Here is a 13,342-nt window from a genome sequence, read left to right on the forward strand (position 1 = left end):
CTCGCAGCGGCCGCGCGGACGCGGCCGGCTGCGAGGGCTTACTCAGAAAAATCCCTTGCGCACCGACAAACCGATGATGCGCGGGTCCTGGATGAACACATTGCTGCCCAGGCCGGTGTCGTCGCTGTTGACGAAGGTGCCGGTGATGGCCTTTCCGCCGAGCGCGTTCTTCACGTACAGCTGCACCGACAGATCGCTTTCCATCTTCGACCAGGTCAGCGACACGTTGACGTTGCCCCAATCGCTGAGGCGGTCGATCCGGTCCTGATAGATGCGCGCCCAGCTCGGACCCTGGTAGTACAGGTCCGCGCGCAGGGTGAAGTCGCCGTTGCCGGTCATGAAGGTGTACTGCGGGCTCAGGCTGACGGTGATGTGCGGCGCGTTGGGCAACTCGTTGCCGCCGACGTTCTTGGCGAAACCGGCGCCGCCGTTGGGCGCGTCCTTGGCCGGGTCGTAAGTGAAGCCGTAGGAACCGTCGTAGATGCCGCCGGGGCCGAAGCCGCCGCCGGCCAACGGCAGGTTGGTCGCGCAGAAGCTGTTGAGGATGTTGGCGGCGTTGTTGAACGGCGGGTCGAGCGGATAGCTGCCTTGCAACACCGCTTCGACGTACTTCTTCGGCGCGATGCAGTTGGAGGCCAACTGCAGCCACGGCTTGACCACCACCCAGTCCGGATTGCCGCCGGTGCGGTCCATCACGTCGATGGAGTACTGGTTCGAACCGATCCGGGTGCGCAACAGGCCGACGTTGCCGCTGAGCTGGAACGCCTCGGTCGGACGCCACACCGCTTCGAGTTCCGCGCCCCAGGTCTTGGCGTCGAAGTTCTCGTTGAACGTCGCCCGGTCCTGGATCTGCGAGACCTGGTAGTCCTTGTAGTCGTTGTAGAACAAGGTGCCGTTCAAGATGAACTTGCCGCCGGCCATGACGTTCTTCATGCCCATTTCGAAGGCATTGACGAACTCGGGCTTGAACTCGGGATTGCGCTGCTCGAAGGTCAGCGCCTTCGGGTTGGCGGCGATGCCGGGCGAGTTGGTGCCGCCGGCCTTGTAGCCGCGCGAGGCCGAGGCGTAGAACATGGTGCTGTCGGTCCACGACAGATCCGGCGACCAGTCCAGCACCAAACGGCCGGTCGGCTCGTTCCAGGTCTGGGTGATCTTGGGCAGCGAGGGATAGCCGTAGCCGACGTAGCCGCCGAAGAACAACGGCAGGCCGGCGGTGCCGGTGGAATCGCTGAGCAGGGTCTGGCTGGGGTAGGGCGTGGTGATCTTGCGGTCGTTGGTGAAACGCACGCCCGCGGTCAGGCGCAAGGTGTCGCTGAGCTTCCAGTAGCCTTCGCCGAAGATCGCCGCCGACTTGGTCTGGGCGACGTTGCGGCTGCGGAAGTAGTTATGGCCTTGGCCGTCGATCGATCCGATCGGATTGGGATCGATGTAGACGCAGGGCACGTTGACGCCCAGGTTGGTATCGAAACGGGTCGCGCTGCCGGCCGGGCACTTGGCCGGCGTATTGCCCGGGCCGGTGCCGTTGAAGTACAGATCGGCCAGGGCGGTGATCAGATTGCTGAACACGTAATAGCTTTCGTCGACCTTGTATTCCAGGTAGTTGGCGCCGACGCTGAAATTGAACGGGCCGTCGAACGAAGACTGCAGGCGGAATTCCTGCGACCACTGCTTGCTGTCGGAATCGACCAGATCCGCCATCAGCATGCGGTCCGAGCAACCCAGTTGCGGATCGCAGTACACCCCGCCCGGGAAGGCGTTGTAGGCCGGAACCAGATTGCCGTCCAGGTCGAACACCTGCACGCCCTTGGAGGTGTCGGGGAAGATCTTCTTCGACTGGAAGCGGCCGTAATCCTGGGTCGAGTAGTACTGATCGCGGGTGTACAGCGTCTGCGACACCAGCTTGAGGTGGTCGCTGATGTCGGCGTCCAGATTGAGCTGGAAGACGTCGTTGGTGGCCTTGAACTTGGGGTCGTAGTCGGTGGCGATCTTGCGCAGATCGCGCGACTGGGTCAGGCCGCCGTACGGGTCCAGGCCGCGCGGCACGATGTTGACCAGGTCGACGTAGTTGCCGTCGGCGTCGTACAGAAAGCCGATCGGCGCCGACTGCGCGCCGAGGATGAAGGGAATGCTGCCGCCGTTGGGCACGCCGTAGGCGCCGTCGTCGTAGAGCGAACCGTCCTTGCAGCCCTGGCTCATGTAATTGCGGTCGATCGCCGAGACGGTGGTCGAACCGATCGTGACCGGGCCCGGATCGTTGTGGCACAGCTGCTTGCCGGTGCGCGCGCGGTTGTCGTCTTCCTGGAAATGCTCCCAGACCAGACTGGCGCTGAACTTGTCGGTCGGCTTGAACGCCAGCGAGGTGCGCACCGACAGCAGATCGCGGTCGTTGACGTCCTTGCCGGTGACGGTGTTTTCGTCGTAGCCGTCGCGCTTGGTGTACTGGCCGGCCAGGCGGAAAGCGAAGGTATCGCTGAGCGGCACGTTGACCATGCCGCTGACCCGGCGCGTGTCGTAATTGCCGATTTCGCCCTTGACGTCGGCCTCGAAGGCTTCCGGGTTGGCCAGGTTCGGAATCATGTTGACCACGCCGGCGGTGGCGTTGCGGCCGTACAGCGTGCCTTGCGGGCCGCGCAGCACCTCCACCCGTTCCACGTCCAGGTATTCCTGTTCGAACAACCGGTTGCGGATCAGCGGCGTGCTGTTGAAGCTCACCGCCACGGCCGGGTCGGTGGTCACCGACAGCGCCTGCGTGCCGATGCCGCGGATCTGGAAGTTGTAGCTGGCGAAATTGGTCTTGGAGAAGGTGACGTTGGGCGTGGCGGTGACCAGATCGCCGCCGGTTTCGATCTTGCGGTCGCCCAGGTCCTTGCCGCCGAAGGCGCTGATCGAGATCGGCACCTTCTGGATGTTTTCGACTTTCTTTTGCGCGGTGACCACGATGGTGTCCAAGGTGGTGGCGCTGGAACGTTTAGCGGGGTTTGTCGTCGTTGCGGGCGCCGTGGGCTCCGCCGGAGTTTCTTGGGAGGTCGCCGTCGGCTGCGTTTCGGCGACCTCTTGCACGTTTCCCTGCTTCTCCCCGCCTTGCGCGCTCTCGCCGGCGCTGGCGCCGCCGCTGCCGGCGTCGCCGATCAGGATCGCGCCGGAGGCGCTGGTGGAATAGTTCAGGCCGGTGCCGGCGAGCAGCTCATCGAGCGCTTGCCGCGGGGTCTTGTCGCCGCGTACGGCCGGCGCGGTCTTGCCCGCGGCCAGTTCCGGCGAATAGAGCAACTGGGTGCCGCTTTGACGCGCGTACTCGGACAACGCGGTGCCGAGCTTTTGCTGCGGAATATCGAATCGGGCGGTCGCGCCCGTGCCCTCGGCGGCCTGCGCGGCCTGGGCGGTGAGGCTCAACGCCGCCAGGCACGGCAGCAAGGCCAGGAACAACACACATGGCTTGATCACGCGCTGCTGGATCGTGTGCTTGGGCGGCCGCTTGTCGTCTTGCAAATGCATTCGCTCTCCCCTCCGGTTTCGGGTCGTCTTTGGCTGCGACCTGTGTAAGTACAGACGCGGCCGATTCGAAAACCCGAACCTGCCGATGCGATGTCGCGATGCATGCGTCGGTTGTTGAACTCGCGAGTTTAGTTTTGCGGTGCAGCACCAATCGCCGCCGGCGCGATCGATCCAACGATCCGGCGCGCGCGTGTCGGCGCGATGGCATGGCGCGCGAACGCAGCGGCGAGCGGGCGCATTCGCGCGCGTGCCGCTGCGTCGGCGGAATCGATTCGCTTGCAACTGTCGAGGCGCCGCGAGCGCAATCGTTCGCGCTCGCGGGCGCGGCGCGCCGATGCGGCGGGCATCGGCCGCGCGAGGCCTGCGCCGATCAACCCCGCAACGGCGCGGCCGGCTTCAACACGATGGTGCCGTCTTGCGGCGCGCTGTGCTCGATCGGGAAGTACGCGGTGAGCGCATCGACGAAGGTGCCGGTGTCGCCGGTGTTGAACGCGCCGCTGATCTTCAGCGAGGCCAGACGCTCGTCGCTGAGCACGATCTGCTGGCGCGAATAACGGTTCATTTCGACGATGGCGTCTTCCAACCGTTCGTTCTCGAACACGATCTGACCATGGCGCCAACTGACCACGCGCTTCACATCGGCCGCGCGCACTTGCGGCTGGGTCTTGGCCAAAGCCACGAACTGCTGGCCCGGTTGCAGCTCCGCCAACGCCGGCGCGGCGCCGATGCCGCGCGAAGCCGGCGCGCTTTCGCGGGTCACCGTGACCCGGCCTTCCAGCAAAGTCACCTCGAACGCGCGCTTGGACAGATACACATCGAACTCGGTGCCCAACGCGGTGACTTGGCGCCCCGCGGCGCTGACCACGAACGGACGGTTGCGGTCCTTGGCCACCTTGAACAAGGCCTGCCCGCGTTCCAGGGTCACCCCGCGCAGACCGACTTGGTAATGAGTGGAAATGCGGCTGTCGGTGTTGAGGGTGACCACCGAACCGTCGTCCAGGGTCACCACCGAGCGTTGCCCGACTCCGGTTTGATAGACCGTGCCGGCGTCCGCGACCGTCGCCTCGCCCGGCGTTTGCCACGAGCCGCGCGGATTGATCAGCAGCACCCCGATCACCGTGGCCACCAGCAGCGACGCGGCGATGGCGCCGCCGCGCAACATCAGCGAACGGCGCCGCGTGCGCAGCATCCGCTGCATGGTTTCGCGGCGCAGCGCCTGCATTTCCGAACTGTCGGCCAGCGAGAACACCAGCGCCTGCGCGGCTTCCACCCGCTCGAAGGCATCGGTGTGCTCCGGCGCCTGGTCCAGCCACGCCTCGAACGCGGCCTGGGTGCGCGGATCGTCGTCATCGCGCAGCCGCTCGCTCCACAGCGCGGCGGTTTCCTCCACGCTGTGCGGCGCGAGCTCCGCCGTGTCCGGCCTCAGTGGCGAGATTTTGCATTTCATCTGGTGTGACCTCTCAGCAAGACCCGGCCGGCGTACCGCCACGTTGCATCCGTCCCCGCGTTCCGGTCCGTGTCCGAACGCGCAATGAAACCGCGCACCGGCGCACAGATCGCAACCGCCCCCCTGTAACCGGGCGGCCTCATCCCTCGCGTTTCCCCGCCGGGTCCACGACGCTGCCCAACTGGGCCAGCGCCTTGGCCATGTGTTTCTCGGTCGCGCGTATCGATATACCCATCATGAGCGCTATTTCCGCGTATTTCTTCTTCTCCAACGCCCGCAGCACGAACACGTCGCGGGTCCGTTCCGGCAGTCCGCGCAGCACGTCGTTGACCAATTTGATCTCTTCCTTACCCAGTAAGACGCGCTCGGGCGAAATATCCGTAGCGGGTTGGTGGGTTTGTGCGTCGAAAGATTCGTGGGCGTCCTGATTGCGGGCCCGCCGGCGCCGGCCCCAGTCGCGCAAGGTGTTGGCCGCGACCTGGAACACGTACTGTTCGACATGCTCGATCGGCCCGCCGCGGGCGCGCCGGATCAGGTGCAGAAACACCTCCTGGGTCAGATCCTCGACCTCGGCCGCGTCCTTGACCCGCTTGGAGAAAAAGCCGCGCAGCGGAGTGCGATAACGCAGCGATACGTTATTCCACTGGTTGACGCAGTCCTCTCCGTACTCGGCTAGCGATGCGGACTCGGGCGGCCATGTCGCCGGATCGGTCATTGTCTGTTCCCCAAACCACTATGGAATGGCGCTGGCCGCGGGGGCCGGCGAAGTGGCGTTTATCGCGCCGGGACGCCTACGAGCGTCCCGATGCCGCCGCCGGGAGAGCGCTGCGTTGCCACGGGACCGCGCGGCGATACCGCGCCGGGCCCCGCCGCGAGCCGAGCGCCGGCGTCCCCCAACGCCAAGCGCCGTCCGCGAGTGTTCATGCTTCCACCACGTTCTTGCCGGTCCACATCGGCGCGCTGCCGCGCGACTTGCGCGGCGAGGGCGACTCGCCCTCGGCCAACAACTTCGAATCCGCCGCCTGCGCCGCGCTGGCCGCCAGCGACATCACCCGATCCACCGCCAGAATCTGCTCGCCGTTGTCGAACGGCGCGGTCAGCATCGGCGAGACGAAGGCGATCAAGCGCGCCAGCATCAGGCAATCGCTGACCGGCTCGCCCAGGCACATGGTCGAGATCAACTCGTCCATGTCCTCGCTGGCCAACACTCCGGCCAGGGCCTTGAGCGCGAAATGCAGGCGCATGCCCAACTCGTTGCGCGACAAATGCGGCAGCGCGCGGGCGAAAGCCTCGAAGAAACGCGCATAAATCGGCTGATAGTGCTCGTGCAGATAGTCGCGGATGAACTGCGATGGATCGCTGTAGACCCGGCCCAGCAGACGCATGAACGCGACCCCGCCGGCGCTGTCGCGGCTCAGCCGCACCGCCGGCACGAACAACACCCCGAACACCGCCGACGCGTCCAGCGCCGACTCGCCGTAGCGCTGCTCGCACACCGACAACAACGCCAGCCGTTCCTGATTGAGCCGGTCGAACCGCGCCGACAACAGCTCCTGGACCAGCGCCTCCTTGCTGCCGAAGTGATAGTTCACCGCCGCCAGATTGACCTTGGCGTGGCTGGTGATCTGGCGCAGCGACATGCCCTCGTAACCGTGCTTGATGAACAACAGCTCGGCCGCCTCAAGCAGCCGCCCCCGGGTCGAGCCCGGGTGGGTGCCTGGATGAGCGCTGTGATGATTCACGGCAGGTATCCACGGTTGACCGCGCAGGTCCGTCGCGCGGGCGGCTGAGGGATTGCTCCAATTCATGGTTTGAAACCCGAATTGAAACGGGCGTTAGCCTAATCACGTCTCAATTGGCGATGCACGCTGCGGCGCAATATTTGTGACCGGTTTTGATATTTATTTCGCTGGCGCCGCTGAGCGGCGTGGTTGGGGCCGGTTTTGGACCGAGCGCAGTGGTCCGGGCCTGCGACGCGCGGCGCCTGGCGCGGTCGGGGCGGGACACTTGGATACGCGGATGAATTCGCGCGGCAGCGGTGTTTCGGCCACGGGAATGGCGAACACCGTCGCAACAAATCAGCAATGCCGGTCGTGCGGATCGCTGCCACCAAGCTAAACCGCGCCCAAACCGAAGCACAGATTCGCGCGAGCAAGCCCTGTACCATTTTCGCTGCATAAATGGAGTTCAGTCGATGTGGATTTTGAGGTGGCGGACACCGGCGCCGCTTCCGCGGCCGTCGCCTGCAAGGTCGCCATCGGCGAGGTCGAATCGCGCCGCCCTGACGCTTGCATGGCGGCAACGCAAGGCGACACTGCCCGAGTCGGCGGCAACGTCGCAGACTGAACCGTCCAGGCGCATCGCTTTCATCGCCAATGGCGAGAGAACTCATAGCGCGCGCATCGCCGCCTAGCGGGGTCGGCTACCGAGCATCGGGATTGGTAGCGGTCGATTCCATCCGGCCGTGACGGGAAAGCGCGGCCCGCACGCGCCTGAATCGGTCAGCGCCGTGTAGCCGGCTGGGTGGCCGGCATCCCATCGATACTGAGTACGAATGCTCTTTTTTCGTGATTTTCAAGCCAATACGCTAGCCGTACGCACACATCGGCCGCAACATTCATACAGTTGAATATGTTCCAAGCACTGCTACCGTCAAGTACTCGCAAGTCGTGCGCCGTACGCCACACCCGCAAGGTGCACTGAAATGACTATGCCGTGGCCCGCCGATACGCGCTATTTGCAAGTGGCCGATCTGATCGTCGATTTGCGCTCGCGTCGCACGATCCATCCCGAAGCCGAAACCGAGCTGCCGCAACGGGTGTTCGATTTGCTGCTGTTGTTTCTCGCCGAACCCGAGCGGGTGCATACGCGCAGCGAATTGTTCGACCGCCTGTGGGCGGGAATGATCGTCGAAGACGCCAACCTCTCGCAGAGCATCTGGTTGCTGCGCAAGGCCTTGGGCGAACCGCGCAAGAACTGGGTGCGTACCCGGGCCAAGCGCGGCTACGCCTTCGAAATGCCGGAGCCGTTGCAATGGCATAAACAATCGCCGTTGGCAGGCCAGAGTCTCGGCGAGACGGTGGCGAACCCGGTGCGGGCCGATCCCGCGTCGCCGCCGGAACCGGCCGGGCGATTCGCGCCGCTCTCCAACCAGGCCTCACCGTTCGAGCCCGCCGCCGCCGAGCAGTCTCATGGCGAGTTGACCGTGCAAGCCGGCGACGCACCCGCCGCGACGCATGAGTTCATACCCAACGAGCGGACCGCCGCTCCCCGGCGCAGGCGCAAGTGGTGGCTCGCGATCGCCGCGACAGCCGCGGTCGCGGCGATCGCGGTCGTCTCGGCAGGGCTGTTCGGCCGTCATGCCGATGGCGCCAACCGGACCGTGGCGCTGGTGGTGGTGGAAGACCAGAACCTCAGCGCGCGCTGGCCGGCGAAGCTGCTTGAGCAGTGGCTGGCATGGAAGCTGGGCAGCTTGCCCGGCACCGTGCTGCTGAGCGAAAGCGATCTGGCCGCCGGCAACGTGCCGGCGTCGGCGCGGGTGGTGTTGCTGTCGTCGGTGCCGTCCTCGCGCGACCCGGCCAAGCTCCAACTGCATGCGCGCCTGCGCGAGGACGGCGAGGAACGGCAGCTGCAAGTCGAGGGCCGCGAAGCGGACATGCCGGGTCTGGTCGATGCGTTGTCGCGCCAGATCGTGACCGCCTTGCGTCCCGACGTTCGCGGCCCGTGGCCGGCGTTGGGCGCCAATGCCGAGGCCGCGCGCGGCTATATGCAAGCGGCGCAAGCCTTGGAACGGCGCGATTGGATGACAGTGACAGCGCAAGGGCAGAATGTGCTCGCCCGCGCGCCGGGTTTCGGCTTGATGCATCTGCAACTGGCGCAGGCGCAGAGCCAACTGGCCCAGGCCAAATCGGCGGTCGCGCATATGCAGCAGGCGCGCGAGCTGCTGGCCAATTCGCCGCCGCCGGCGTTGGAACTGATGCGCGCTCAGGCGCTGTCGATGGATCCCTCGCGCGAGGGCGAGGCGCTGAAGGCGTATGAGGTTCTGCGCCGCCGCGATCCGGGCAATGCGGCGTTGCGAATGGAGTACGCGCGGCAACTGCTGAATTCCGGCGACATCCAGGGCGCGATACCGCTGCTGGCCGACGCCGTCGATGGCAGCGACTCGATCGGCCGGCGCATCGGCAAACGTCTGCTGCTGGCCGAGGCCAATGCGGCGTTGGCCGAGCCGACGGGTATGCGCGCGGCCGCCGAGCAGGCGCTGTCGCTGGCGCGCGGGGTAGGTTGGACGCTGGAGCAGGCCGAAGCGCTGATGTGGATCGGGCGCGCCGATGCCGCGCTATCCCCCAACCGCGGCGCGTCGCCGGCATTCGAGCGCGCCGCGGAGCTGTTCGAGAAGGCAGGCAATACCACCGGCGCCTTGCAAGCGCGCGTGCGCGCGCAAATCGCCGCCGGGACACCCGCCAACGCCGAGCATCGGGCGATGATGGACGCGCTGCTCGCGCGGGCCAGCGCGGGCGGCTACAGGCGCCTGGAAATCGGCATATTGAACACCCGCGCCTTGCAAGACCGGAACAGCGGCGACATAGCCGGCTCTCGCTCATGGCTGCGACAAGCCGGTGCGGTCGCCACGGCCGCCGGCGATCTGCGTTCTTTGGCCTGCGTCGAGCTCAACTTGGTCTACGACGATTTCTTGCGAGGCGATTTGAGCGCCACCCAAGCGCGTATCGAAACCGTGAAGCGGCTCAATCAGCAGGGCTGTGCGCCGATCCAAGCCCAGCAATACGAGTCGGCCGTGCACACGATGCGCGGAGACTATGCGGGCTCGATCCAGGTGCTGACCCGGCTTGAACAGCGCTTGGCCGCGGTACCGTCGGCGCGCGCCGATTCGGATCAGCGGATCAATGTGAAATGCTCGCTTCAAGAAGTCTTGTTGTCGATGGGACGGTCGGCCGAAGCGCTAGACGCTTTGAATCAATGCGAGCAGGGCAAGCGCGATGAGCTGCAGCGAATAGCGCTGATCGGTCGGCTCCAAACCGAACGGGTCAACGGCGACCGCGCCGAGGCCAAGGCGCTGTTGGCGCGGGCCGAACAGCGCCTGGTGATAGCGGGGTCGAGCACGTGGGTGGAGGCGGCGGGTATCGCCTCACTGGCGACAGTGTTGGGCGAACTCGACCGGTCCGAGCGTATTTACCAGCAAGTGTTGCCGCAGGCCGAGGCGGCCGGCTATGGCCTGATCGCCGCCTTGGCGCTTACCGGTCAAGCCGAAAACGCCGCCGCGCAAGGCGACTGGGTGCGCAGCCGGGCGTTGGTCTCGCGCGCGCGCGCGCTGCTTGCCCCCGACACTTGGCTGATCGTGCGCCGGCTCGATTTTCTGGCCGCCGCCGACGCGCTGGGCAGCGGCGACCACGCGCGCGCGCGAAGCCTGGCCAGTGCGTTGCACAGCCAGGCCCGTCGGCACGGCGATGTCGTCTTCGAGCTGGAAATCCACGGCTTATTCCTAGCCGGCACCCTGAGCGAGGATTGCAGCCAGGCGCAACGCCAGGCGCTGCTGGCGCGCACCGGCATGCGCGGAGTCGACGCGGCCTGGTTGAACCTCGCGCCCAGGGTCCAGGTCGCGGCCGAGACTAAAGCAGCGCATTGAGCCAGCGCTCGCAGGCGCTGGCCGAATCACTCGCCGCTACGAGCGCTCAACAGCCTGGGCTCTTTGCCGACCACCTGAAAATCGCCGTCGGCAACCACGTCGGCGTCGGCCGAGCGTGCGTCCTGGGATAGCCACGGCGCGCGCGCGCGCGGCCCGGGAAGATAAGCCTCCCACTGCCCGTAGCCCGGCAGACGCAACTGCGGGGTTTCGTACCCGACCGGAATGCGTACCGTCACCGGCGATGCGTCCGCGGCGCGGTACTGCTCGCTTACGATGAACTTCCATTTCTTGATCGCGCCGACCGCCGATGCGGCGAAGGCATCGCGGATTTCCTGCATCCTCTTTTCGCTGGCGACCACGTTCAGATTGACTTGCTCGACCATCGCTTCGTCCACCTCGCCGTTCGCATTCAACCGCGCCAGGACGTAAGCGGTGCCCGCGGCGTTGGTCCCGGCGAGCGCGGCGGGATAGCTAGGTTTGCGCATCGTGCCGGGCTTGGGAGCCACGTCGGTGCGGTCTTCGCCGAAATGCACGCTCTTGAGCTTCAGCGCGACATTGCGGTCGTCTTGCATCCGGCCTACCACGCGCGCGGTGAGCTTCAGCGGGCCGGTGGTTGCCTCGCCGTCTTGCTGGGTCGGTTCGATCCGCCATTGCGTCACCGAATCGCGAATCAGAGCGACCACCGGTGCGGGCACCTTTTGCTCTCGCTCGATGGCGATGCTTTGGATGTCGCCGTCGGGATTCAGGCGCGCGTGTCCGCGTACGACCATGCTGACTTCGGTGTTCCGGCGCGCGGCGTCGGAATTCTTGGCGCCGGCGCCGAAGGCGATCGCCAAGGCCAGCGCGCTTGCGGCGATAAGGGCTGCGGTTTTCATCGTTGAACCTCTGAAGGGGGCGGACGCACCGGTCTGCGGCGAGCCCGCGTCCATCAAAGTCGGATCGATCGTTCGGCCGCGTACCAAGGCTAAGAAGCCGGCGTTGAATTCACCGCAACGCAGTCACACATGCATCGTGTCGCGCGCATGCGGCGATTCGGATCGAGGTGGGAATATTCGCCGCGCCGGCCGCGAGGCGGTGCTAGGTGGCGCTGGAATATCGGTGGGCGGAGCTCGCCGTTTTGGCCGGAAAGATCGAAAGCGCCGCGATCACCTCCTCGGTCCGGGCGTCGGCGTACATTTCGAATGCGGTGCGGTAATAGAACTGCGGAATCGGATAATTCATCAGCCAATACAGCATTTGCTCGGGCGCTTCGTGATTGGCGCGTACCGCCGATAAAATGCGCACCAGATCGCGCAGCACCACTTGCATTCTCGCGGTGCCGTGATCGTTGCGTATGACCACATTACCCTGCGGATTGGAAATCGCGGCCAGTTGCTTGGCCCGGATTCCCAGAACCGCGACCACCCGTTTCGGGGAAATGTGCAGGGTTCCGGGTATCCGCAGGGTATCTAGGAAGCGTTCGAAGTCGGTTTCGGTCATGACGTTCTCAAGTCGTTGGGGGCGGCCATGCCTCGGGGCCGGCCGCATGCCGTCTGGGACTGCCTGGAAGGAGCGCGATGTTCCGGCCGGAAGGGGCGAGGGACGGCGGATCGGGTGCGAGCCGGCTGGCTCGGCCGGCCTCGGGCGAGAGGCGACGGCATCGGCTCTCAGTAGCTGCGATTTCGCTGTCGGCCGCTTGCAGAGAAATCTCAATTTTTCTCTCAGGGCGCCAAAAGACGCCTCCCATCTCCTTTTTGAGTGACATTTGGCGTAGATGTAATTTGATGAACATCACAAATATTGTGTGTCTTGATACGCACTTACGTTCGCCTCAGTCCCCGAAGAGAGACCGCCGGAGCGGCTTCAGACCAGCCGCCGACGGCCGCCGTAAAGCTGCGGAAACAATCGAAAAAAATTGAGATCGCTCAGATGCGGCGCCCGCCCGCGGTTCCTAATCTGGCCGCCATAGGGACAGCGACGCGGCCGATGGGCCGGGCGTCCGCCGATTCGAAGGGGATTCCTCGAATCCGGTCGCGGACGCGCCGAACCGGTTAATCCACCGGCGCGGCGTCGGCATTCAAAACCCTCCACTACACGGTTCGCCTTTCAAAGGGCGGGTTAACCGCGGGCGAATATCGGTCAGAGATCGGTATTCATTACTTCGAAATCGATTTTTAACGATACGGCGATTAGGGAACAACCGATGAATTTTATTTTCTGCAAGGTGTGGAGCAAGCGCCTCGGGACTTGGGTGGTCGCGTCCGAGCTGGCCAAGGGTGGAAAGAAGCGATCGCGGAAAGCTTCGGTCGCCCCCGCGCTCGTGCTCGCGATTGCGCCTGCCACTTTTTTAGCTGCCTTTGGCGCGCATGCGGGCGAAATTAATAGCACCACTGATTGTGCGCAATCTGTTGGCAACGTCGTCGTTGGTAGAAATAATCCGGGCGTTGCGAATGCCGCGGCCAAGGACTATGAGACGACTAGCGCTTCTGTTGGTGCTTACAATCTAGTCGCTGGCTGCAGCGCGAAGGTCGGTACTCCCACCACAGGGACAAGCCGGTGGGGAGGAACCGCTTTCGGCACCTTCAGCAACGCAATGGCGCGCGGGGCGTCTGTCTTTGGGTTCCAAGCCAAAGCCAATGAGCTGTGGGCGACCGCACTGGGTTTGGATACCAATGCCAGTGGCGTCGGCGCGACCGCCATCGGCTTCGGCAGTGTCGCGACAGGGAGCAACAGCGTTGCGTTAGGTAGCGCGGGGGGGGTGGGAACCGATGGCAACAATCCTT

The 13,342-nt window shown here is 65.1% G+C and carries 8 protein-coding genes and 1 pseudogene; 2 read left to right on the forward strand and 7 right to left on the reverse strand.

Annotated elements, in window-relative coordinates:
- Window positions 1–42 precede the first annotated feature (42 nt).
- The 5 genes from V7787_RS26595 to V7787_RS26615 form a co-directional block, all read right to left on the reverse strand.
- Complete coding sequence (locus V7787_RS26595; RefSeq protein WP_336090208.1) at window positions 43–3,492, reverse strand: TonB-dependent receptor domain-containing protein; 3,450 nt, start codon at window positions 3,490–3,492, stop codon at window positions 43–45.
- Window positions 3,493–3,620: 128 nt separating this feature from the next.
- Window positions 3,621–3,839: a hypothetical protein gene (locus V7787_RS26600; RefSeq protein WP_336090210.1), complete on the reverse strand. Its 219-nt coding sequence runs from the start codon at window positions 3,837–3,839 to the stop codon at window positions 3,621–3,623.
- A 23-nt stretch (window positions 3,840–3,862) separates the two neighbouring features.
- Window positions 3,863–4,939, reverse strand: a complete 1,077-nt coding sequence (locus V7787_RS26605) for a FecR family protein (protein ID WP_336090212.1) — start codon at window positions 4,937–4,939, stop codon at window positions 3,863–3,865.
- A gap of 139 nt (window positions 4,940–5,078) precedes the next feature.
- Entirely contained in the window at window positions 5,079–5,654 is a 576-nt protein-coding gene (locus V7787_RS26610; RefSeq protein ID WP_336090215.1) for an RNA polymerase sigma factor, read from the reverse strand.
- 205 nt (window positions 5,655–5,859) lie between these two features.
- On the reverse strand, window positions 5,860–6,681 hold the full coding sequence (locus tag V7787_RS26615; RefSeq protein WP_336090217.1) for a TetR/AcrR family transcriptional regulator: 822 nt from the start codon (window positions 6,679–6,681) through the stop codon (window positions 5,860–5,862).
- 962 nt (window positions 6,682–7,643) lie between these two features.
- Here V7787_RS26615 and V7787_RS26620 point away from each other — a divergent pair.
- Window positions 7,644–10,580, forward strand: a complete 2,937-nt coding sequence (locus V7787_RS26620) for a winged helix-turn-helix domain-containing protein (protein ID WP_336090219.1) — start codon at window positions 7,644–7,646, stop codon at window positions 10,578–10,580.
- 26 nt (window positions 10,581–10,606) lie between these two features.
- Here V7787_RS26620 and V7787_RS26625 read toward each other — a convergent pair whose 3' ends face one another.
- Window positions 10,607–11,509: a hypothetical protein gene (locus V7787_RS26625; protein WP_336090221.1), complete on the reverse strand. Its 903-nt coding sequence runs from the start codon at window positions 11,507–11,509 to the stop codon at window positions 10,607–10,609.
- A gap of 148 nt (window positions 11,510–11,657) precedes the next feature.
- On the reverse strand, window positions 11,658–12,059 hold the full coding sequence (locus V7787_RS26630) for a hypothetical protein (protein ID WP_336090223.1): 402 nt from the start codon (window positions 12,057–12,059) through the stop codon (window positions 11,658–11,660).
- Window positions 12,060–12,762: 703 nt separating this feature from the next.
- On the opposite strand from V7787_RS26630, the pseudogene V7787_RS53150 reads away from it, so the two are divergent.
- Window positions 12,763–13,299, forward strand: a pseudogene (locus V7787_RS53150) (ESPR-type extended signal peptide-containing protein); the annotation flags it as partial.
- Window positions 13,300–13,342 lie beyond the last annotated feature (43 nt).

It is taken from the genome of Pseudomonas sp. CGJS7, from assembly GCF_036961695.1.

What these genes read in the sequence shown, in the direction of transcription:
- V7787_RS26595 (WP_336090208.1), bottom strand. Translation starts at nt 3,492, where the DNA reads ATGCATTTGCAAGACGACAAGCGGCCGCCCAAGCACACGATCCAGCAG.
- V7787_RS26600 (WP_336090210.1), bottom strand. Translation starts at nt 3,839, where the DNA reads ATGCCCGCCGCATCGGCGCGCCGCGCCCGCGAGCGCGAACGATTGCGC.
- V7787_RS26605 (WP_336090212.1), bottom strand. Translation starts at nt 4,939, where the DNA reads ATGAAATGCAAAATCTCGCCACTGAGGCCGGACACGGCGGAGCTCGCG.
- V7787_RS26610 (WP_336090215.1), bottom strand. Translation starts at nt 5,654, where the DNA reads ATGACCGATCCGGCGACATGGCCGCCCGAGTCCGCATCGCTAGCCGAG.
- V7787_RS26620 (WP_336090219.1), top strand. Translation starts at nt 7,644, where the DNA reads ATGACTATGCCGTGGCCCGCCGATACGCGCTATTTGCAAGTGGCCGAT.
- V7787_RS26625 (WP_336090221.1), bottom strand. Translation starts at nt 11,509, where the DNA reads ATGGACGCGGGCTCGCCGCAGACCGGTGCGTCCGCCCCCTTCAGAGGT.
- V7787_RS26630 (WP_336090223.1), bottom strand. Translation starts at nt 12,059, where the DNA reads ATGACCGAAACCGACTTCGAACGCTTCCTAGATACCCTGCGGATACCC.